The 22,846-nt window shown below is 64.4% G+C and carries 15 protein-coding genes and 1 tRNA gene; 8 read left to right on the top strand and 8 right to left on the bottom strand.

Annotated elements, in window-relative coordinates:
- Positions 1-11: 11 nt before the first annotated feature.
- Entirely contained in the window at positions 12-704 is a 693-nt protein-coding gene (locus POM99_RS14205) for a hypothetical protein (protein WP_277278952.1), read from the top strand.
- Positions 705-732: 28 nt separating this feature from the next.
- On the opposite strand, the gene POM99_RS22400 is transcribed toward POM99_RS14205, so the two are convergent.
- Positions 733-1,515, bottom strand: coding sequence for a response regulator transcription factor (locus POM99_RS22400; protein WP_277278950.1), 783 nt, complete (start codon positions 1,513-1,515; stop codon positions 733-735).
- Between the two features lie 313 nt (positions 1,516-1,828).
- Here POM99_RS22400 and POM99_RS14195 point away from each other — a divergent pair, with 313 nt between their 5' ends.
- On the top strand, positions 1,829-1,999 hold the full coding sequence (locus POM99_RS14195; protein ID WP_277278949.1) for a hypothetical protein: 171 nt from the start codon (positions 1,829-1,831) through the stop codon (positions 1,997-1,999).
- A gap of 356 nt (positions 2,000-2,355) precedes the next feature.
- Positions 2,356-3,297 (top strand): NtaA/DmoA family FMN-dependent monooxygenase, encoded by a 942-nt coding sequence (locus tag POM99_RS14190; RefSeq protein WP_277278947.1) that lies wholly within the window; start codon positions 2,356-2,358, stop codon positions 3,295-3,297.
- Here the strand turns inward: POM99_RS14190 and POM99_RS14185 are convergent.
- From POM99_RS14185 to POM99_RS14175, 3 genes are read right to left on the bottom strand one after another with little or no spacing between them, the layout of a single operon-like run.
- Positions 3,286-4,536 carry an SGNH/GDSL hydrolase family protein gene (locus POM99_RS14185; protein WP_277278945.1) on the bottom strand — a complete coding sequence of 417 codons (1,251 nt, stop codon included), beginning with the start codon at positions 4,534-4,536 and terminating at the stop codon, positions 3,286-3,288. The genes POM99_RS14190 and POM99_RS14185 overlap by 12 nt on opposite strands.
- A 12-nt stretch (positions 4,537-4,548) precedes the next feature.
- On the bottom strand, positions 4,549-5,820 hold the full coding sequence (locus POM99_RS14180; RefSeq protein ID WP_277278943.1) for an aminotransferase class III-fold pyridoxal phosphate-dependent enzyme: 1,272 nt from the start codon (positions 5,818-5,820) through the stop codon (positions 4,549-4,551).
- A gap of 46 nt (positions 5,821-5,866) precedes the next feature.
- Positions 5,867-6,544: a TetR/AcrR family transcriptional regulator gene (locus POM99_RS14175; protein ID WP_277278941.1), complete on the bottom strand. Its 678-nt coding sequence runs from the start codon at positions 6,542-6,544 to the stop codon at positions 5,867-5,869.
- Between the two features lie 247 nt (positions 6,545-6,791).
- On the opposite strand from POM99_RS14175, the gene POM99_RS14170 reads away from it, so the two are divergent.
- Together POM99_RS14170 and POM99_RS14165 are read left to right on the top strand one after the other, a co-directional pair.
- Entirely contained in the window at positions 6,792-8,984 is a 2,193-nt protein-coding gene (locus tag POM99_RS14170) for a TonB-dependent receptor (protein ID WP_277278939.1), read from the top strand.
- Between the two features lie 50 nt (positions 8,985-9,034).
- On the top strand, positions 9,035-10,762 hold the full coding sequence (locus POM99_RS14165; protein ID WP_277278937.1) for a flavin-containing monooxygenase: 1,728 nt from the start codon (positions 9,035-9,037) through the stop codon (positions 10,760-10,762).
- Between the two features lie 151 nt (positions 10,763-10,913).
- Here POM99_RS14165 and POM99_RS14160 read toward each other — a convergent pair whose 3' ends face one another.
- From POM99_RS14160 to POM99_RS14150, 3 genes are read right to left on the bottom strand one after another with little or no spacing between them, the layout of a single operon-like run.
- Positions 10,914-14,276 (bottom strand): beta strand repeat-containing protein, encoded by a 3,363-nt coding sequence (locus POM99_RS14160; RefSeq protein ID WP_277278935.1) that lies wholly within the window; start codon positions 14,274-14,276, stop codon positions 10,914-10,916.
- Positions 14,277-14,279: 3 nt separating this feature from the next.
- Positions 14,280-16,145: a ShlB/FhaC/HecB family hemolysin secretion/activation protein gene (locus tag POM99_RS14155; protein WP_277278934.1), complete on the bottom strand. Its 1,866-nt coding sequence runs from the start codon at positions 16,143-16,145 to the stop codon at positions 14,280-14,282.
- Complete coding sequence (locus POM99_RS14150; RefSeq protein ID WP_277278932.1) at positions 16,145-18,583, bottom strand: CHAT domain-containing protein; 2,439 nt, start codon at positions 18,581-18,583, stop codon at positions 16,145-16,147. Before POM99_RS14150 ends, POM99_RS14155 begins: the two co-directional genes overlap by 1 nt.
- Before the next feature lie 241 nt (positions 18,584-18,824).
- Here POM99_RS14150 and POM99_RS14145 point away from each other — a divergent pair, with 241 nt between their 5' ends.
- The 3 genes from POM99_RS14145 to POM99_RS14135 all read left to right on the top strand — a co-directional run bounded on the left by POM99_RS14145 (position 18,825) and on the right by POM99_RS14135 (position 22,504).
- Entirely contained in the window at positions 18,825-20,921 is a 2,097-nt protein-coding gene (locus tag POM99_RS14145) for a penicillin acylase family protein (RefSeq protein WP_277278931.1), read from the top strand.
- Between the two features lie 89 nt (positions 20,922-21,010).
- Positions 21,011-21,087 (top strand) — tRNA-Pro (locus POM99_RS14140).
- 172 nt (positions 21,088-21,259) lie between these two features.
- A complete protein-coding gene (locus POM99_RS14135) occupies positions 21,260-22,504 on the top strand; it encodes a tyrosine-type recombinase/integrase (protein ID WP_277278929.1) in 1,245 nt (414 codons plus the stop codon).
- On the opposite strand, the gene POM99_RS14130 is transcribed toward POM99_RS14135, so the two are convergent.
- A complete protein-coding gene (locus POM99_RS14130) occupies positions 22,485-22,715 on the bottom strand; it encodes a helix-turn-helix transcriptional regulator (protein WP_277278927.1) in 231 nt (76 codons plus the stop codon). The genes POM99_RS14135 and POM99_RS14130 overlap by 20 nt on opposite strands.
- Between the last annotated feature and the right edge of the window lie 131 nt (positions 22,716-22,846).

Raw genomic sequence — 22,846 nt, 5'->3', positions numbered from 1 at the left:
GCGCGCCGGTCATGGTTCGAAGGCCCGAAGCCCTACCTGCGCTCGTCGCGCTGACCGCGTGGCTCGTGATCGGCAGTGCGGCGGAGGCGCAGGTCGCCTCGCCGCTGCTGGGCGATGCGGCACGCACCACCGCAGATCAGGCGCCGCAACCGCCTGCCGATCCCTATCGGCTGTCGGATCTGCCCGCTGCACCGCCCGACCCGGCACCGCGCGGCAGGGCCAGTACGCGGGGCGTCCCCAGCACGGCAAGCGTCTCGCTCGAAAGCAGCATTCCTCAGACGGATCATGCCCCGGCGCAAGCAGGGGGCAAGGGACCGGTCGGGCCCGCCAATTCAAGCGTCGGTTTCGAATTGCCGCCACAGCTCGACGACAACGGCGACAGTGTAACTGCCAAGCCCGTGCCGGCGCGCAATTCCACGCCGCCCGATGCATCGTCGACACCCCCATCCTCCGCTCCGATCAATGGTGGACAGCGTTTCGCCACGGTCGATCCCCAAGCGCCCCAGCCGACCACCGGCGCGGTGGATAGCGCCACCCTGCGACGCATTGCCGAACGCCTTGTCTCGCTGAACCTATTGGGTCGGGCAGAAGATGCGCAGGACCCGGCGCTGCTGCTTGATGCCTTGCGCGCGTTCCAGGTTGCGACCGGCATCGCGCCGACCGGCAATCTCGACCGCGACACCATCGGCCGGCTGCTGTCCTGAACCCATCCGGCGCCCGCAATCGGCGCGTTCAGATTCGTCCAACCAATTCCTCGGTGACCGGCTGAATTTCGCTGCGCACGCGCGGCTGCTCTTCCGACAGCACATACCCCGCGGTGCGGACGGTGCGGATCGTCTCCCCGCCCCCGGCAAGGCGCAGTTGCCGACGCAGGCGCGTGATCCGCACGTCGATGGCACGAATCTCCACCCGGTCAGGTGATTCCCAAACGGCATGCCGGATCTGCTCGCGCGAGCGGACCTTGCCGGCATGCTCCATCAGGTATTGCAGGATGCGGAACTCGGTCTGGCTTAGCCGGACTTCCACGCCGTCACGCATGACCTTGCCGCTGCCCACGTCCATGCTCAGCCCGCCGGCGCGGATCACCCGGCCACCCAGTTCGGGTGAAGTGCGACGCAGGATGGCGCGAATGCGGGCGAGGAACTCGGGCACTGAGAATGGCTTGACCAGGATGTCATCGGCGCCGGCTTCGTACGCAGCCAGGCGGTCTTCCTCGCGGTCTGCTTCGGTGATGACCAGGATCGGCATGTACTTGATGCCATTCCGCACCCGCAACGCGCCCCAATCGGCCAACGGCGCCCGTCCGGCACCGTCCCAATAAAGAACCGCAAGGTCGATGGGATTGGCATCTTCCTGCAAATCCCGCAGCGAGTCCGGCGCAACAATCTGGAAGCCTTCCAGCTCCAGATTGAATTTCATCATCCGACGCCGCGTAACGTCGGGCTCCTGCAGCAGGAGTACCGGCTTGCGTAACATGGAAATTTGGAACGCCCCCTCGCCCCAAACGTCAAACACGACGCGGGACTGCCGAATCGCTTAGTGCGGGTACATTTCGATCTAATGACCAGTGTGTATGTCTGAAACAATGTGCCGTCGCGTAGCATGGCATGCACAATGACCGTGAGATTGTTCGATCAGACTATGAACCAATTCTGGGCGAAGACAGCGCACTTGCAAAACATCTGCCGTAGGGAAGCTCGGCAACAATGGAAGTGGCTGCAGATCCCTCTGGCAAACCGCGCGGGCCAGTCTCTGTTGCAGATCCGTGGGCATCCTCACACAGACGGTGGCCGTCCGCCTGTAGATCTTGAAGTGCATTCCCCCCCGCATGGATGGTTCTCTGCACGAGTACTGGCTCGAGCTGCAGATGCGTCTCGACCCACTGGTGACTGATGGACCCGTTGAAGTCCGGCACGTCCGGTTGGACAAGAATGTCACCTTGGCTGCTCGCTGGAAGTCTGTCGAAAAGGGCATGGCGAACCGCTGCCATCTGCTGTGATCGATTGGACAAAGCTGGAATGCCGCGCTGGAACACCACCGAGCTGCTGTTTGCGAAAGAGATCGTACTGCTGACAGACCTCTTCCTAACCGCCGCTACCTGGCCTGAATGCTTTGACCCACATCATCGGTTGCCTGTGACAACGAGGTGTGACACAGCTGACGGGTCAGAGGGGGCTAGAACCCCAGAAAACCAAGCGTTCTGGCGCCTTGGCGCAAAATCCTGCCGGGCCCACCACACCATGCCGCCGGGGGGCGGATCTAGCCCACATTGGCACTCTTCATGAAGCTATCAGCAATGGTCGCTCATTCCGGCGACCGGACGGGTCTAAAGCTCTCCTGACACAGGAGACAACGATGACCGTGCAACGCCAGCTTCACCTCGGCGCCATTCTCGAAGGCGTCGGCACCGATCAGCATTCGTGGCGCGATCCCGATCTGCCGGGCGACGCCAGCGTGGACATCGACTGGTACATCCGCAACGCGAAGCTGGCGGAAGAGGCGAAGTTCGATCTCGTCTTCATCGTCGATTCCCCCTTCATCACGCCCGATACCGCGCCGCACTTCCTCAATCGGCTGGAGCCTTTGACTCTGCTGTCCGCCGTGGCGACGCATACCAGCCGCATCGGCCTCGTCGGCACGCTCACCACCTCGTACTGGGAGCCCTACAACGTTGCGCGGCAGTTCGGATCGCTGGACCATATCAGCCGCGGCCGCGCCGGGTGGAACGTCGTGACCACCGGGCTTGAAGGCGCGGCGCAGAACTATGGCCGGGAGGAGCACTTCCTCCATGCCGACCGCTATGCCCGTGCGCAGGAGTTCGTCGATGTGGTGCGCGGACTGTGGGACAGTTACGAAGACGACGCCTTCCCGCGCGACAAGGCCTCGGGTGTTTTCCTCGACAAGGCGAAGCAGCACCGGCTCGATCACAAGGGGGACTATTTCTCGGTGGCGGGCCCCCTCGCGCTCACCCGGTCACGCCAGGGCCAGCCGGTGATCTTCCAGGCGGGCGACAGCAGCGAAGGCCGCACGCTGGACGCCTCGATCGCCGACGGCACCTTTGCCGCGGCACAGGATTTCGACTCCGGCCGCCGCTACTACGCCGATCTCAAGTCACGCGCCGCCACGCTCGGGCGCAATCCCGATCACATCAAGGTGCTGCCAGGCCTGTTCCCGGTGCTGGCCGACACCGACGAGGAAGCGCAGCGCCTGGCGCGCGAACAGCAGGAAACGCTCGATATCGGCAAGCTGCTGGTGCAGCTGGGCCGGGCGTTCCCCAACGGAGATTCAATGGCATAAATCCTTATCGAGGTATGCAAACATCTCCTGTCCTATAGCCTCATAGCCGTTGTCCGATGGGTGCAATCCATCACCACTGTCAAAGTCAGCAGCAAGCCTGTCGGCGTCTTTCCTGTCAGCCATCCTGCGATCCAGATCTATGACATGGTCGAACACGCTGGATCCACGCATCCAATCATTCATTTCTTGCCGGACGCGCTCCCCTTCTGTTGAAAAATAGGGTGCTCCCGCGCCTTTGAAAGGCAGGATCGTCGCGACAACAATTCGCAATCCCCTTGCATGCGCCTCATCCGCAATCTGCTGGAATGCGGCCTTGAGATCGGCTGCCGACGCGACGGGCTCCCCTTTCAGCGGAGGCATGCCAAGATCGTTTATGCCTTCCAGCAAAATCAACGTCCGGGCGTTGGGCACGGCAAAAACGTCCCGTCCCACCCGCGCAACTGCCGATAGCCCGTCACCGCTGGTCAGCATCTGATTGCTCGATATGCCCTGGTTGACGATTCCGACCGTGCAGCCGGGCCTGTCCTTGAGCAACCGGGCGAGAACGTCGGGCCAGCGCTTTTCGGCACCGAAGCTGGATTGGTAGCCATCGGTGATTGAATCGCCCAATGCAACGATAGTGCTTGCGTGGCGCATTTTCGAACCGACATCGACCCTGCTCAACAACAACCGCGCAAAGCCAGGGAGTGCTGCAGGCAACTGTTCCGTGCCTGTGGCATTGCCTTGAATTGACCAGCTTTGATCAAGGCCCAGAAGATGGCCGGTCAGCCTCTGCACCGGTCCAGGCACATAGATGCTGATCGCAAGTTTCTCGCCACGTGCAGTTTTCAGGTCGAGCGGGTCGCTATCGATGCCCGCTCCTCCAGGAATGACTGCGTCGCCATGCTGCCGAAAAAGGACGGTCTTGATGGAACCCGGAACGATCGCGCCATCACGCCAACGGCCTACGGTGACAGCGCCGATCTTCAGCCTGGCCGTTCCCAACTCGTTCGAAATCCTGACCCGAACAGCTTCCCCGCCCGCAGAAAGCGTAATCACCGTGCGAAGTGTCTGATCGAAGAAAGGGATTGGATTGACAGTTGGGAGCATCGCCAATTCATCGCTGGGCGCGGCCGCCCAACTGCCAATCCACTGCAACTCTGCGGATTCTTCGGTAGCCGCGCGCGCTGAATTGAACGGCTCCGCCAGGAAAAGCAGGGCCGCACCGACTGCCAGTTGGAATACTCGAAACCCGAACATGGTGCCCCCCCGTCAATGCGCCCCCATCAGCGCCATCAGCATCGGATGCGGCTCTAGACTGGCTATGGAGCTACGCACCTGCGACAGGGCGCCGTCGGCCGCCTCGAGGGCGAAATCGATGTCGGCATCGGTCATGGCGCCATTGAGGAACATGTTGTGCCAAGGGTGCACATAGACCCCACGCTCCAGCATGGCCTCTGCCCAGGCGAAGCCGATGCGGAAATCCGGATCTCCATCGAACAGTATCTGCGGCATCTGCACCGGGCCTGTCTGACGCAGTGTAAAACCATGCCGTTCAGCCACTATCGCAAGCCCTGCGCGCAGTTTCTCACCAAGTCGTATGGTCCGCTCAAGGTAGTCGCTTTCGGCCAGAATGCGCAACGTCTCGATCGCGGCGGCCATCGGCACGGCCGAGAACCAGAAAGACCCCGTGGCATAGATTGCCTCGGCCCCGGCCCGGCAACGATCCGAGCCCAGAAGCGCCGAAATTGGGTGACCATTGGCAAATGACTTGCCCCAGCAACTAAGATCCGGGCGCACGCCGACCAATTCCCAGCTGCAATCGCGCACCAGCCTGAAACCGGCACGCACGTCGTCGACTATCAGCATGGCACCGGTCTGGTCGCACAGTTCGCGTGCCCGGCGTGCATAAGTGGGATCTGGCAGAACCTGGTCCTCGAAGGCATCATGCTTGAACGGGGAGGCAAAGATCGCGGCAAGATCATCTCCGACCTCGGCCACGGCCGCTTCCAGGCTGGCAGCGTCGTTGTATTTGTACTTCGAAATGAAGGCCCGCTCTTCGGGCACGATCCCACCTGGCATTGGCGTGCACCAGGGCGCCGCCCCGTGATAGGCCCCATCCGCCACGAGAATGCGGCGCATGCCCGTTTGCGCACGGGCGGCTGTCATGGCCATCGTCGTGGCATCGGTGCCATTCTTGCAGACCATGACCCAATCGGCATGACTGACCATGCCAACCAGCTTTTCACAAAGATCGACCAGAACCGGACCCGGACCGGTCATGGTATCGCCTTCGGCCAGTTGGCGCACGGCCGCCGAGTCAATCAGTTCATCGCCATAGCCCAGCAGGTTTGGGCCGTAGGCGCACATGAAATCGAGATAGCGGTTGCCATCTGCATCCCAGATGTAGGCGCCCTTGGCGCGGCTGAAGTATTGCGGAAAGGATGCCGGCAGGAGATGCGTGGCCTCGTGCCCGTACATTCCGTTGGGAATAACCTTTGCGGCGCGCTCACGGAGCGCCAAATCCTTTACGTTCGCCACCATCTTGTAATTCCTGCCATTAGTGTGATTGATGTGCGTGTCTGGCCGATCAGGCAGCCTGCGAGGCGCGGTCCCTCGGAAGCAGATATTCAGGCAAGAATGTGCGCGTATAAGCTTCGCGCGCGCGCCTTGCCTGTTCGTCGTAAGCGTCGGTTATGCAATCATGGCGATGGACGGACAGCGTCCACATCGCATCGTTGATCACCAGCAATTCCGTGAACCTCTCAACCAGCTCGGGCTGATCGGGCATGTGGAAATGACGTCGGAAGTCTTCGATGCTGTGCATCGCGAGTTGCCGATCGACATCGAGGTCGCGGGCCCTGATGGTTGCTGACAGGCCCGAGCCGAGAAGCAGCCTGCGCGCCGCGGGATGCGTGTTGTAGTAGTCCCGCGCCTCTCCGAAGCGAGCACCCAACAGCTCCTGCCACGACGTGAAAGGCCCCAGTGGCTGACGTGCGAGCCTGTCAACGAAAAGGCCTTGGATGCGCTCCGACAGGGCAAGGAAGACCTGACTTGCATCCGGAAAGAAGTGGTAGATCGAAGGAGCCGAAATCCCCGCCTCCTCTGCCAGGGTGTAAATGCTGATATCGGCAGGCTCCAACCTTTCGAGCAGCCGCTCCGCCGCATCAAGAATCGCCTCCACGCGCTGACGGCTGCGCTCCTGGCGCGGCCGGCGGATTTCCTGCTTGCGCTCTGCCGGAGGGGTAATGGTCAAGGCTTCAATCATTCGGCGATTGTATCAATCACGCCACGCCGCGCAAGGTGCGTCTTGGGCCTAAACCGGATTTTTATAAAATTTTTGCTTGACCGCTCCCGAGAGTCATTGGAAGTATCGGCGGTATGGTGCGTTCTTTGAGATGCGCCTCATGGGCTGCAGGGGAGTAATCCATATAATGGTCAAATTTTTTCGTCGTCGCACGGCGCTCTCGCTTTTGACCTCATCCACCCTCCTTGCAGCATGTCCGCACGTTGCAATGGCCCAGGGAGTTGAACGGGCGAAGGACGGCGGGGCCATTGATGAGATCGTTGTCACCGCACAACGGCGGCAACAGAACGTGCAGGACGTGCCGATCGCAATCACCGCGGTCAGCGGAGCAGCGCTGCGAGAATCCGGAGTGCGTGACCCGCGTGACCTGACCATGCTGGTGCCCAGCCTTTCGATGCAGGCCGGCACAGCCGCATCAACCACTTCGCTGTTCATTCGCGGCGTCGGCATCGGCGATTTCAATTCGAACACGACTGGCGCGGTGGGCATTTATGTCGATGACGTGTTCATCGGAGCCAACGCCGGCAAGCTGTTCAACGTGTTTGATTCCGACGGTATCGAAGTGCTGAAGGGGCCGCAGGGCACGCTTTATGGCCGGAACACCACGGCAGGCGCGATCCGCTTCAATTCACGCAAGCCAACCGATACGTTGAGCGGCGATTTTTCGGCGCTCTACGGTCGGTTCAACGAAGTTCGGCTTGAAGGTGGGATTGGCGGGCCAATTGCTGGTGACAAGCTGAAGGCACGCATTTCAGGCCTTTATCACCGCAACGATGGCACCACCTTCAATCGCTTCACCGGCCACCGGGTCAACAATCTTGACCTGTGGGCGGCACGGGGCATTGTCGACTTCACGCCATCGGGGGATGCCCTGATCAGGATCACCGTCCACACCGGCCGCAACAGTGGCGGTGCGCGCCAGTTCCAGCATCGCGGCCAGGGTGTGGACTTCTTCGGCAATCCCGCCTTCCTGCCCGATGGCACCCCGACCGATGGCTTCGGCTATGCCGACACCGATGGTGATCCTTACGCTGGCGACTACGATGTTGAAGGCAAGGAGCGCATCAACGTGTTTGGCGCGTCGCTTACCGGCCAGTTCACGCTGGGCAATGTCCAACTGACCACGATCACCGCCTACGAGCAGGTCAACCGTGCCACACTGGAGGATACTGACGCCAGTCCCAACCAGGTCATCAGCTCCTATTCCGAAGATCGCCCCCGCCAGTTCAGCCAGGAACTGCGACTGCAATCAGTGGGCGAGAACACGTTCAACTGGATTGTTGGCGGCTTCTACTTCCATGACAACCTGAAGACCGACAGTTCATTCGATCTGCTGCGGGGCCTGCGCGATCCCAGCGCGCCGCTGGGTGGTTTCGACCCCGTCAACTCGCTTGGGCTGCTGCGCTATCCCTATACCCAGAAGACAGACAGCTATGCGGTTTTTGGCCAGGGCGACTACAAGCTTACCGACAGCCTCACCGCCACGCTGGGGCTGCGCTATTCGCACGATCGCATCCGCATGAAGTTCGAAAGCCTGTTCGATGCGTTGGGCACGATCGTCCCGGTGACGGCCTACTCCGACGTGACCGTCCCGCTGGTCAGCTTTGACGGGCGCAAGAGCTTCAATGACCTGAGCTGGCGTGCAGCACTCAACTACAAGGTCGATGATACGCTCGTCTACGCCTCGTTCTCAAAGGGATACAACAGCGGCGGCTTTGCCGGTGGCGCATCAACGGATATCGCACAGCTTGCACCGTTCCGGTCCGAGAAACTCTACGCCTATGAAGTTGGCGTGAAGACCGACCTCCTCGACCGGCGCCTGCGGTTCAATGCCTCGGCCTTCTACTACGACTACCGCGACCTTCAGGTGTTCGTGTTCGATCTCAGCGGGCCAGTGCCGGTCCAGCGCAAGCTCAATGCCGGCAATGCGCGAATCTACGGGCTCGAGGCCGAAGTAACCGCGCGGCCCGTGCGCAATCTCGAACTGTTCAGCGCCTTCACACTGATGGACAGCAAGTACAAGACGTTCACGGCCCTTGGCGGCGCCAGCCTTGCCGGCAACCGTCTGGTCAATGCACCTGCTTTCGCCGCATCAGGGGGCGTGCGCCTGACCGTGCCATTGGCGAACGGCAGCGAAGTTCGTGCCAACGTGGATGGCACCTACACCTCTCCGATATTCCTTTATCCCGACAACGCCACAGCGACCAAGGTCAAGGGCTATGGCCTGCTCAACGCACGCCTCGCCTGGAGTGCGCCGGGCGGGCGCTATGACATCGCGGTGTTCGGCAAGAACCTCACCAAAACCAGATACATCACCGCGATCTTCCCGGTCATCACGCAGGACCAGGTCAATTACAACGAACCGCGCACCTACGGCGTTCAGCTCAGCGCGCATTTCTGACGGTACGGGCGCGTGTTGGTTACACAGGCAGTTGAACGGGGAGAATAGCGGTGTCGGACGTGGCAGGCTGGCTTTCGAGCCTGGATTTGGCCCTTGGGCGAGAGGATGGCGCGGCGGTTGCCGATCTGTTCCTGCCAACCGGGTTATGGCGAGATTTTCTGGCGTTCGACTGGACGCTCGCCACACACGAGGGCACCGCCGCAATAGCGGCATTCGCCGGCAGGCAGGTTGCACTGACCAGAGCGCGAAACTGGGTGACCTCTGCCGACGCCGGAGCAAGCGAAGGCTTCATCTCGTTCGAGACTGCGGCAGGAACGTGCCAAGGCTACCTCAGACTGGTGGATGGCAAGGCGTTGTCATTCTTCACCGTGCTGGATGACCTTCGTGGCCATGAATTTCCCGTGCGCAGCCGGCGCCATACCGGCATGGTGGGCGATGCGCAGGGCCGCAACTGGGCAGACCTCCGCACGGCAGAACGCGCCGAGATGGGCGTCACGCGCCAGCCGTATGTGCTCGTTGTCGGCGCCGGGCAGTCGGGCCTCGCCATCGGCGCCACTCTGCAACTGCTTGGCGTGCCGCACCTGCTGATCGACAAGCATCCCCGGGTGGGTGACCAGTGGCGCTCGCGCTACAAGTCGCTGACCCTGCACGATCCGGTCTGGTACGATCACATGCCGTATCTGCCGTTTCCCGATCATTGGCCGGTCTACACCCCCAAGGACAAGATGGGCGATTGGCTGGAGTTCTATGCCAATGCAATGGAGCTCAATGTCTGGACAGAAACCGAACTGGTTTCCGCACGCCACGATGCCGCTGCTGGAACATGGCATGCCACTGTGCGCCGCAACGGCGAAGACATAGTGCTGCAACCGACCCAGCTGGTGATGGCACTTGGCAATGCCGGCTTTGCCCGGCAGCCCGAAATTGCCGGACAAGACCTCTTCCAGGGCCAGCAATACCATTCCAGCGCCCACCCCGGCGGCGCGGGGATGGCAGGCAAGCGGGTAATTGTGGTCGGCGCGAACAACAGCGCGCACGACATCTGCGCGGATCTTGTCGAACATGGCGCGCAGGCCACCATGGTCCAGCGCTCGTCCACTCACATCGTTCGCCAGTCGACCATGACCGACGTTCTGCTCAAGCCGGTCTTTTCCCAGGAAGCAGTCGAAGCCGGCATCACCACGGATCGGGCCGACCTTCTGACGGCCTCGGTGCCGATCCGTTTGCAGGAGCAGGTCCACCGCCAGGCCTGGGCCGAGATCCGGAAGGCCGAGGCTCCTTTCTATGACCGGCTTGAGAAGGCCGGGTTCAAGCTCGACTTTGCCGAGGACGGCGCAGGCATCTCCGGCAAGTACCTGCGTTCGGCGTCAGGTTACTATATCGATGTCGGCGCATGCGAAATGGTCGCCAACGGCCGCATAGCGCTGAAATCCGGCAGCGAGATCACGCATCTGACCAAAACCGGAATGGCCTTCGCCGATGGCAGTCATATCGAGGCGGATGTCATCGTCTACGCCACCGGCTTCGGCGCAATGGAGGAATGGGTCGCGCGGCTTATCGGCGAGGATGTCGCAGCGAAGATCGGCAGATGCTGGGGCTATGGCTCGGGCTTCAAAGGCGATCCGGGGCCATGGGAAGGCGAATTGCGCAACATGTGGAAGCCGACTGCACAGGACGGCTTGTGGTTCATGGGCGGCAACCTCGCGCAAGTGAGGTTCTACTGCAAACTGCTCGGTCTCCAGCTCAAGGCGCGGTTTGAAGGCATCGTACGGGCCTGAAGACCACGCTTGATCTTCACGCGCTCCGCGGGGGTCGCCGGTGACAAGGATGTGAGACTGTGGATCGACCAGAGACGGCTTGAGCCTCGGGAAACCCTTGGCCTGGCGCGCTTGGCAGAAAATCCTGCCGCACTCCTCTTTCCTTGGATGATCAGCACATCGGTGCCTGCGTGGCGGGCAGGCCTTGCAGGGTGATGCGGGTGCGGATGGGGCGGGCGGCATAAGGGCCGGTGTTGCGCCAGCCGATGCGGCTGGTCTCGCCAGTGGCGCGGGCCGAGGCGCATTGGCCGAGCAGGACCTTGGACGCATCGAGATAATCGAGCGAGGACGGCGCGGTGCCGGCGCTGACATCGTAGACATTGGCATCGATGCGGATGGCGCCGTCCACCGCGATCAGGTTTGCCCGGTCGGCCGATTGGATGAAATAGCGCGAGCCGAGTTCGAGCAGCGCGCCGCCAAGCTGGCCTTGGGCAAGGATGCTGCCGCCGTTGGAAACGAGCGCGAGCGGGTTGCGGATGATGATGCGCCCGCCTGTGCCGGGGCCCGAAGAGGTGGTGACCACCCCCGGTGCTTTGCTGCCGACGAGGAGGAAGATGCCGGTCCGGGGCATGGCAACGGCAATGTCTCCCGCCGGGCCGGACAGCGAATTGCTGGAAAGGACCGCGCCATCGGCGATGGTGATGCGCCGCGCGGCAAGGTCGATCATGCCGGCCGCGCCCGCCGCGCCCGCCGGTTGGCCTGCCACGCCGGGCCAGGTGTTGGACGTGGTGATGGCGGTGCCTTCACCGGTGGCGGTGAGGACATCGGCCGTCACGTTCACCGTGCCGCTGGTGCCGGCATTGGCGGAAGAGGCGGTGATCGTGGCGCCATTGGCCATCGACAGCGCGCCATCGACCGTCAGCAGGACCGAACCAGAACCGCGGGCGCGCGCGGCCGAAAAGCCCGAAATCGCACCGCCATCCATGGCGAGCGCACCGGCATTGACCGCAATCGTTCCCGCCCCGCCCCGGCCCAGCCCGTCAGACGTGATGGCGCCGTGCACGATGTCCAGCCGGCCGGCGTTGACGGAAACGTCGCCCGCATCGCCCGTGGATGTGCGGGCGGCGCTGGTGCCGATCTGGCCATTGGCGAGAGTGAGCAGGTCGGCGGTGACGGAGACATCGCCGCCCGAGCCGGCATCGTTCGCACTCGAGGTGATTTCTGCACCCGAAGCGAGGCTGGCGCGCCCGGCGGTGACGGAGACTGATCCGGCCGTGCCCGCACCGTTGGAATTGGATGCGATGAAGCTGTCGTCCTGCAACAGCAGGCGATCTGCAGTGAGCACGATATCGCCAGCCTGGCCAGGGCCAAAGGTTTCGGACGTGATGAAGCCCAGATTGCGCGCCGAAACCGATCCGGCAGTGATGCGGATGGTTCCGGCATTGCCGGATGAGCCAGGGCGGGCGCGGCTGGCGATGCTGCCATCATCGAGCACGATGCTGTCCGCCACGACCGCCACTTCGCCGCTGGCGCCGTCCTGATAGGTTTCCGCGCCGACGAAGCTGCCCATCAGCAGCAGCTGGCCCGCCTTGACCGAAACCGCGCCTGCGCCACCGGCGCTGACTCCGTCGGACGTGATGTAGCTGTTGTTGGCCACGGTGAGTCGTTCCGCTTCGACCGCAACGGTGCCCGAAGAGCCGGTGTCAAAGGAATCTGACGAGATCGAGCCGGTGTTGTTGACCAGCAGGCTTTGCGCAGCCACCACGATGCCGCCCGCCGAGCCGGCGCCGAACGAAGCGGAGCGGACCTTGCCTTCGTTTTCCACCACCAGCTTGCCCGCAGACAGGGTGATCGTGCCGCCGTTGCCGCTGTCATAGCTGTCGGCCGAGATGAAGGCGCTGTCGACGGTAACGCGGCGGGCGTTGACGCCCACTGCGCCACCTGCCCCCTGCCCGCGCGCATCGGAGCTGATATTGCCACCATTGCTGATGGTAACGCTGTCGGCAATGACGGAAAGCGCGCCCGCATTGCCTTGTGCATAGGCATCGGCGGAGATCAGCGCATCATCGACGGTGACGGTGCCAGCATCGACCTGCACGTTGCCGCCCGCGCCGCCGCCTTGCGTATCGGCGGATATGGCGGACTGGGTATAGAGCCGCAGCCCGCCCTTCACGGTCACGGCGATCGAGCCGCCCGCGCCGCTGCCCAGTGTGGACGACCCGATCAGGGTGCCACCATCGAGCCGCAGCGCATCGGCGGTTACCGAGACGAGCCCGGCACGGCCCAGCGTGCGATCAAACACGTTGGAGGCGATCGCGCTGCCGAACACGGTCATCGTGCCGGTGCGCAGCGTGACCGCGCCGGCATTGCCGGTGGAGCCCGTGAGCGCGGTGGAGCTGACCTCGGTGTTGCGCAGGTCGGCATTGCCCGACACGCCGATGTCGATGGCCCCGGCGTGGCCGGAACGCGCGGTAGAGGATGTGATCGCCGCCGTATCGACCAGAAGCGATGCCGCATCGACCGCAATCGAACCAGCGCTGCCTCCGCGCGTGGCACGGGTGCGGATCATGGTTCCGTCGGCGATGATGACGCGTCGCCCATCAATGCGGATGGCGGCGGATGGAGCCGCGCCAGTCGAAAGCGTGCTGACCTCGCTCGCCTGCAAGGCAATGCGGTCCGCCTTCAGGGTGAGGTTGGCGGTGGGCACGGCATCGGTGGTCCGCATCGCCAGCGTGGTGAACACGGTGGAGATCGTGCCGCCCGCAATCTGCAGCCCCCCTGCCCCGGCGGTCAGGCGGGAATCGGTGATGGTGACATGGCCGGAGAGCTGAGCGGGCACGCCCGTGAGGGGCACTTCGGCGGTGCCCTGCCCCACAGCCGCGATGCGCAGCGATGGAGCCGAAACCCTCGCGTCGGCGATCCTGACGTTGGCGGCGGACAGATCGAGGCTGGCCGGCATTGAGGTTTGCGATCGGGTGAGGATGGTGATGTTGCCCTGCCCGCCCAGGAAGCCGAAGCTTTGCGGGCTGGCGAGGCTGAGGCGCGAGCCGCCTGGCGTGGCGATGGCGAATTCCGAACCGTCGGCGAACTTCAGCGACTGCGCGGTGGAGAAGTGTGCTGCGGCAGGCACGTCAATCCGGGCTGAGGGGCCGAGCACCACGCCCGCCGGGTTGATGAAGAAGAATGCCGCATTGGGCAGCGCGTTGGAATCGATCCTGCCATCAATGCGCGAGACGTCGCCACCGGTCACGCGGTTGACCACGGTGGTGACGCGCGCGGGATCGACAAGGGTGGTGGTCCAGCGCGCGGTATCGCCCTGCGCAAGGTTGAAGCTGGTGAAGCTGTGGAACAGGTTGCCGCCCGAAAGGGTGCCTCCGTCGATGGTGGTGACCCTGCCCGTGCGGAGGGCGGTGGTGCCGGTGGAAAGCGCGCTGGCGGCGGCGTCGGGCACGATGACGGTGGCGGTCTGGGCCATGACGGGCAAGGCATGGAACGCGACCAGGGCAAGCGCGGCGCGGGCGGGCAGGCTCTGCATCGCTCAATTCTCCCTGCGGAACGCGCGGGCAAGGCCCAACGGGTGCAGCACGATCTGGAAGGCGAAGCCGCGATCCTGCAGGTTGCGGCTGCCGGTGGTTTCGACATGGCGCAGCGGCTGGCCGAAGGTGCCGCTGGCCGTGAGCCAGTCCGCCGGGGCCCACACCAGCCGCGCCCCTGCGCTGGCCACCGCGCGCGGCAGTGGCTGGGGCCCGGCGCGGTTGTGCATGGCCGCGCCATCGGCAAAGACCGAGGCGGTGAATGCGCCCCAGCGGAACGCGGAGCGGCCCCCGCGCATGCCTGCCAGATCGAACGGCCGGGCGAGTTCGACCGAGGCGACCGCCGCCTGATCGCCCAGCAGCAGGCTTTCGCGATAGCCGCGCACCGTATCGGCCCCGCCCACCGAAAAGCGTTCCGGCGCATAGAGCAGCCCACCCGCCACCTGCCCGGCGAAGCGCAACCGCAGTTCGAGCAGCTTGGGCGTGAGGCGGCGCGCGTAGTTGAGCTGGAGCAGCGCCGCGGTGAAATGCGGGCTTGGCGTAAATGCCCCCGGCGGGGTGGAGCGTGTGCCGCCAAGACCGAGCGAGCCTGTGAGCGAGGCCGCAAACACCGTGCCGAGCGAGCGGCGGGTGAAATCGAAGTTCAGCCGCAGCGCATCGTATTCGGTACGCCCGTCCCGCGAACCGGGACTGAACGAGAATGGCTGGCCGAGCAGCGTGCTCCTTACCCGGCGATGGACGAGAACCATGCCGACCGAGGCGGCCAGCGCGGGGTGCCACATTCCAGCCACCTTCCCCGGCATCAGCGGGCGCGACAGGACGGTGCGGGACAGACCGCCTTCGACATAGTATTCGCGGGAATGGATATCGAGCGGGGCCAGCGCCGCATCGACGACCGAGGCGTTGTTGAAGCCGCCCCGCACCGACAGCGACCAGCCCTGGCCGAACAACGGCGTGGTATAGCTGGCGGTGAAATCAGTGAGCCCGCGGGTGCTGCCATACTGCACCCCCAGCACATCGCCCGGCTGGTGCCATGATCGCATCGAGCCACCCACGCCAAGCCGCTGCCCGCCGACGCTGGGCGAACGGTTGTTGGCATATGTCATGAACAGGTCGAAGCGCGGCTGCGGATCGACTTCAATGGCGAGCGAGGCTTCGCCTGGACGGGCGCCGGGCACGATGCTGGCGTTGACCGTACGGATCGCGGGATCATCCGACAGCAGGCGGAAATCACGCTCGATGGCGCGAACGTCAAGCGGTTCGGCCAATGCCGAGGCCATGCGATGGCGGATATAGCCGGCGTCGAGCCCTTTGGCGCGGCCACTGCGGAAGGTGACGGCAATGGCGTCTGCCCCGGCAGGCGCGACCAGCCGCCCCAGCACGAGGCGCAGGTTGAGCACCCCGTCCTCGGTACGACCTTCGATCAGCACGCCGGAATTGGCGAAGCCGTTGTTGAGATAGGCAAGATTGATCAGCTGGACGAGCGCGACGATGCGATCAAACCCCGCCTGTGCGCCCAGCATGCCGTTGGCCGCAAACTGGCGGCGGATCCATGCGGCATCGAGCGGCGCGCCCGGCGTGTGCAACAGCGCGAGGCCGCTGGGGCCATCGGTGGTTGGCTGCCAGTCTGCGGCGGGCATGGCGATGCCACCGCCGGATTGCGCCACGCCCACGTCTTTCAGCAACATGCTGCCTCCCGCTTCCGGCGCGGCGGCGGAAGGTTGCGCGGCGACGGGAGCCGAGGGCGCGACGGGATAGGCCGGCGTCTGCAGCGGCGGCACGGCGCGGTCAGGTCTGGCCACCACCTGCGCACAGGCAGGGCTGGCCGCGAGCATCGTGGCGGCCAGCGCGATGCAGGGCGGGCGCACCATCACCGCCACGCCCCGAGCAGGATGAAGGCCGACCACACGCCGGGATCGGCCAGTTCAAACCCCTGCGCGATCAGCTGGCGCTGGGCGTCGCGCAGCGCTGCGGCCTTGCCCTTGCCGGCGGCAAGGCCCTGATAGAACGCCTTCATCAGCTGCGCGGTGCCCGCATCGTTCACCTGCCACAGCGAGGCCAGCACGCTGCGCGCGCCCGATTGCACCGCCGCGCCCGCCAGCCCGAGGCTGGCCTGATCGTCCCCGACGGCAGTCTCGCAGGCGCTGAGCACCAGCAGATCGAGCTGTTCACCCCGTGCCTGGTTCTGCGCGATCAGGTTGCGCAGGTCCGCTATCGGGATCTGTTCGCCATCGGCCACGATATAGGACCGGTCCGAACGGCCATTGAAGCTGGCGTGAGTGGCAAGATGCAGCACGTCGGTCTGCCGCGCGGCCAGCGCATGGACCAGATCGGCGCGATGGAAATTCTCGATCAGCTGGCCGTGCTTCAGCCCCACCACGGCAAAGCGGGCTTCCTCGCCCGTGCCGGCGAGCGCGGGGAACGTGCCGACCGGCAGGATGACTTCCTTGGCCAGCGACGCCGCGACAACGCCCGCCTGCTGCGCGCGCAATGGCGCGCCTGGCTGCGAATAGGCAAGCGAAGGCACCGTGCCGACCGTGGCCCGTTCAATCAGGAAGTGCTGCCTTTCATCCAGCAGCGCGGCGAACGGCAGGGCGCTGAGCGGACCATCGGGGATGACAACCAGCGTGCCATCGGGCCCCAGCTTATCGGCGACGGGTGCGACGAGAATGTCATAAAGCCGCCGCGCAGGAGCGCGCCAGCTGTCGTCGCCGCCATAGCTGACGGAGTCGGTCATCGCATTGGCCAGCCCGATCACGTCGGACCGACCGACGCCCGGCTTCTGCGCCAAAAGGTGATAGCGGGGAGCCGCGCCATCGCCACTCACCCCGCCGACCGCATAGATCAGAAGGACGCGATCGGGCAGCAGCACCGGATAGAGCAGAACTTCGTGCTCATGTAGTTCGGCGGGGCGGATCGGCGCGCGCGCGGCCACGCATTCGCTGCCGAACACGCTCTGCAGTTCGGCCTGACGGTACTCTTCCACCAGCCCCTGCGCCTCGGCGATACGCAGGGGATCGTCGGGATCGCCCGCGCCATCCGCCAGCCGATCCGCCAGCAAAGCTTCAAACACCGGCTGCACGCGCAGGGTAAAATTGGATTGCGCCGTCGCCGCATCAAAGCGGGGCAGCAGCGGGCGCACGGCGTTGAGCGCGCGGAACGCGGCGGTGAGATGCGCACTGCGGCCCACTGGATCGGCCTGGGCCAGCAACAGGTACCAATCGGGCAGGCGCATCGGCAGGGCCGATCCGCTTTCCAGCATGATCGCCTGCCGCAACAGCGTACGCGCCGTCACGGCATCGCCATCGGCCAGGGTGAGCCGGGCCTTGAGGGCGCCGGCCTGCGCGCGCGAAGGGCCATCGGCGCCATCGCGGTCCAGCTGCGCGATGGCCGCGCGCAGCCGCGGGTCCTGCGTGGCGAGGCCGGTATCGAGCGCGGCCTCGGCCAGACGGCCAACCATTTCAGCGCGCAGGACGGGCTGGGAAATGCGGGCCGCGTCGCCCAGCGCATTCAGCGAGACTTTGGCCGCCTCGCGAAGGGAGTGCTGCTGGTCCGCAGGCGTGCGGCGCCCGTGATCCAGCCAGTAGCGGGCAAGCCGCAGGCTCGCCTTCGCCCCGGTTTCAAGCGCCTGCGCCGACCGGGCCGTGGCAATGGCGCATGATAGCGCATTGACCGAGGCAAGAGCGCCCTGCGGCATCAGCGCGGCGGGGCCACTGATCAGGCCGCAACTGCCGGTCTTTTCGCCTTCTTGCTGTTGTGGCGCATCGGGACTGCGCAACATGGCGCGGCGTGCGCCCCGGCTGCCTGCCGTCGCTCCGTCCATCGCCACCAGCCCGAGACGATAGGCGGCCAGCGCGGCAAGATCATCGCGATGGGCGTTGCCAGCCAGCCGATAGGCCAGACCGAGCAGCAGCCGCGCCTGCAGCGGGCTGCCCCCCTTGCCCAGGCGATAGGCCTCGCCTGCGGCGGTGCAGAAGGCGGCCATGACATCCGGCGAAAGACCGCCGGCGCTTGCCGGATAGGGGCGCAGCGCCGAAGCGATCAGGGCGATGGCATGGTCTGCCGCGACGATCGGGTCGCCCGCCATGGCGAGGTTCGCCTCGACCGTGGAGGTTGTTTGCGCCAGGAGATCGGCCGGGATCGCAGGCTGGCCCGCCAGGCCCTCGCTCGACGCCGCAGCCCCGCAAAAGGCGATTGGCGTGGTTGAAGGTTCGGCGGCATGGGCCGGGTTCGCCGCCAGCCACAGGGACGCACAGGCGCAGGCGAACAGCGCACGCCAATCGGCCAACCCGCATGGCAAGCGATCCATAAAGCCCCCGGAAACGTTCCCCCGGCAGGCAGCATACCAGAAACCGAGAGAACGCAATGCGCTTTCGGTTCCACTTCCGATTGCAACATAACCGCGCTGGAACAGAGCGCCCGGCGCCTTTTTTGTTGCGGGCGCACGCGCCCCGTCTTGCCTTGATCATGGCCGGGCGTAGCATGGCGATCAAAGCGTGATGGAGAGTGCGATGCGGCCGGGTCTGGCGGTGGGAATTGCGTTGATTGCAATGGCGGCGACGGTTCCGGCCCATGCCGGCACCGTCACGATCAGGCGGGACACCTGGGGCATCGCCCATGTCCACGGGCGCACCGATGCCGATGCCGTCTATGGCATGATCTATGCGCAGGCAGAGGACGACTTTCCCCGCATAGAGCGCAATTACCTTGTCAGCCTGGGCCGGCTGGCCGAGGCTGAGGGCGAAAGCGCGCTGTGGCAGGATCTGCGCCAGCGGCTGTGGGTCGATCCCGCGCAGTTGCAGGCCGATTATGCGCGCAGCCCGGCATGGCTGAAGCGGCTGATGGATGCCTGGGCGGCTGGGCTCAACGCCTATCTCGCCGATCATCCGCAGGTGAAGCCCAAGGTGATCACGCGGTGGGAGCCGTGGATGGCGCTGAGCTTCACCGAAGGATCGATCGGCGGCGATATCGAGCGCGTGCCGCTGAGCCAGCTCGAAGCGTTCTATGGCGGGCGGAAGGTGGCGATGACCGATCTGGAGCGCGGCATCGACTATCGCGATCCGCAAGGGTCCAACGGCATCGCCATTGCCCCTTCGCACAGCAAGGATGGGCACGCGCTGCTGCTGATCAACCCGCACACCTCGTTCTATTTCCGGTCCGAACAGCAGGTGACCAGCGACGAAGGGCTCAACGTCTATGGCGCGGCCACGTGGGGGCAGTTCTTCATCTACCAGGGCTTCAATGCGCAGGCCGGGTGGATGCACACATCGAGCACCGTCGACAATGTCGATGAATTTGCCGAGACGATCGAGACCGGGCCGAACGGCGAGCCCGCCTATCGCTATGGCAAGGCGCTGCGCCCGGTTACGGCCAAACAGGTGACGCTGAAGGTGCGGGGTGCCGATGGCACGCTGGCCGAACGGACCTTCACCACTTATGCCACCCACCACGGCCCGATCGTGCGCGCAAGCGAGGGCAAGTGGATCGCCTTCGCGCTGATGAACCGGCCGATCCCGGCCCTGCAGCAAAGCTTCCTGCGCACCAAGGCGCGCGATCTTGCCGATTTCCTGAAAGTGGCCGCGCTGCAGGCGAACAGCAGCAACAACACCCTGTTCGCCGACAGCAAGGGCGAGACCGCCTATCTCCACCCGCAGTTCATGCCGGTGCGTGACCAGCGCTTCGATTACCGCAGGCCGGTGGATGGCAGCGACCCGCGCACCGACTGGCAGGGGCTGCACCCGCTTTCCCAACTGCCGCAGGTGCTGAACCCGAAGAACGGCTGGGCCTTCAACGTCAACAACTGGCCGTGGCGCGCAGCGGGGGCCGACAGCCCGGTGCGCGGCGCCTTTCCCATCTACATGGACCAGGTGGGCGAAACCGCGCGCGGGCCGCATGCCGAACGCGTGCTGGCCGAAGGCAGCCCCTTTACGCTCGATAGCCTGGTCAAGGCAGCCTATGACCCGTGGTTGCCGGCGTTCGACAAGATGGTGCCGGGGCTGGTGGCGGCCCATGCCCGCCATCCCGATCCGGCGCTTGACGCCCCAGTGGCGCTGCTGCGCGATTGGGACAAGCGCTGGTCCGCGCAGTCCACCGCCACCAGTCTCGCCGTGTTCTGGGGCGAAGCGCTGTGGAAAGTCGGTGCGGAGGAGGCCGAAGCGGCCGAGATCGGACAATGGGACTGGCTGACCGCGCGTGCGAGCGACGAACAGCAGCTCGCCGCCCTGCGCGCCGCGGTGGACCGGCTGCAGGCGGACTTCGGCAGCTGGCAGGTGCCGTGGGGCGAGATCAACCGCTTCCAGCGCCTCTCGGGCGCGATCGACCTCACCTATGACGATGCGAAGCCGAGCACGGCGATCCCCTTCACCGCCGCGACATGGGGCTCGCTCGCCGCCTTCGGCGCGCAGCGCTATCCCGGCACGAAGCGCTATTACGGCAGCCGGGGCAATTCCTTTGTCGCGGCGGTGGAGTTCGGGCCGCGCCTGCGCGCCGTGGCGGTCAGCGCCGGCGGCGAAAGCGGCGATCCCGCCTCCCCCCACTTTGCCGATCAGACCGCCCGCTATGCCGCGGGAGACCTGCGCCCGGTGTGGTTCTATCCCGAGGAGCTGGCGGGGCACGTCACGTCGACCAGGACGCTGGTCCGGCGATAACCAGCCGGTGCAGCGCACGGTCCGATTGACTTGCCGCGCGCACGGTGCCATGCGCGGCCTCGCTCCGGACCACTCCGGACGCCCCCGGTCGGGGAGTGGCGCAGTCCGGTAGCGCGCCTGCTTTGGGAGCAGGATGTCGCAGGTTCGAATCCTGTCTCCCCGACCAAAAACCTGATTTCAGCCATTCCCGATAAATCTCTATTCTTCCCATAAATGGCTAATTTACAGCAATTTATGGCCAGTTATTGATCCCATCCAGCTTCATCCAATCCCAAGCCAGCCCGTTGGTAAGCTGGTAATCGTCTTGGTAAGGTGGTACTGTCTTTTCAGTTACCAACATGCTCACCGACACAGCGATCCGCGCCCTGAAACCTGGCCCTCGCCCGATCAAGAAGTCGGATGGGGGCGGACTTTTCATTCTCGTCACGCCGGAGGGTAGCAAGCACTGGCGGCTGGCCTACCGATTCCATGGCAAGCAGAAGCTCCTCTCTGGAGGCCCCTACCCTCTCGTCAAACTCGCCGATGCCCGCAAATGGCGCGATGAGGCCAAGCTCGATCTTCTTGCCGGTCGCGATCCCTCAGCGGTGAGGAAGGCTGCGAAGCAGGCACTGAAAGCGGCGTCCGAGAACTCCTTCGAGACCATCGCTATGGAATGGATCGAGGCACGCCGCTGCGCCTGGTCGCCTCGTTATGCAAAAATCATCGAAACCCGCCTGCGCGAGGACATCTTCCCTACGCTCGGTCACGAAGCGATTGCCGAGATTGATCCGCAGATGCTGCTGGTCGCGCTTCGCAAGATCGAGGCACGCGGGGCGATCGAGATGGCTCACCGGGTGCGCAACTATTGCAGCGAGGTATTTCGCTTTGCGATCGCGATGGACAAGTGTCGCAGCGATCCGAGCCGCGACATTGCTCCGGCAATGAAGAAGCCGCCTCCGGTCCAACACCGGACCAAGGTTGAGGCCAAGGACCTTCCCGCGTTCTTCGCGAGGCTGAACCAGGATCAGGGCGAGGATATGAGCCACCTAGCACTGCGCTGGACCATACATACCATGGTGCGCACGCAGGAAACCCGCTTTGCGGAGTGGAGCGAATTCGAAGGTCTCGACACGACAGAGCCGATCTGGCGCCTGCCACCCAACCGTATGAAGATGCGCACCGAGCACGTCGTCCCGCTCTCCCCGCAGGCCGTGCAGCTGCTACACCAGATTGAGAAGGCCAATCCGTTCCGCGCTGCCGGCAACGAGCGGCTGGGCAAGTACCTGTTCCCGGTCGCAAGCAGCAAGAGCTGCACGATCAGCGAGAACAGGATGCTCGATGTCATGTACCGCATCGGCTTGCGCGGAAAGGCCACCGTTCATGGCTTCCGAGCCTTGGCCAGCACTGTCCTCAACGAGTCGGGCCTCTTCGAGCCCGACTGGATCGAGATGCAGCTTGCCCACGTCCAGCGAGGCGTTCGCGCAGCCTACAACTCGGCACGCTATCTCAAGCAGCGCCGGGAAATGATGGCCTGGTGGTCCAGCTATCTCGATAGTGCTGAACTGGCCGGACCCACCAAGGCAATCAGAGCGCAGGCTGATTGATCCGCTCAGCGTGACGTTGGATGCGGCCGTAGCTAACCGGATCGGCAATCCAGCTGCTGACAGCTGACTCATGCCAACCGGCACCGTGGATGCTGATCCTGACCTGCGCGGGGAATGTCCCCTCGGCGATCTTTCGATAAAGCGTGGAGCGCGAAAGCCCCGTGCGAGCCAGCACAGTTTTCAGGCGGATGATGCGTTCGGTATTCGACATGGGGTAGTTCCACTATTGGCAGCTCAACCCCTCCTGTAAGAACATAATAGGAACAATTAGTGGCGATGCAAGACCGAAAAATTCTGTTCAATGGCAATGCCACACCAGCGTCCCTACGAAGCTGGCAAGAT

This window comes from Novosphingobium cyanobacteriorum (assembly GCF_029436685.1).
In the GTDB taxonomy this organism is placed as follows: Bacteria; Pseudomonadota; Alphaproteobacteria; order Sphingomonadales; family Sphingomonadaceae; genus Novosphingobium; species Novosphingobium cyanobacteriorum.
This window is presented reverse-complemented; position numbering and strand designations above follow the sequence as displayed.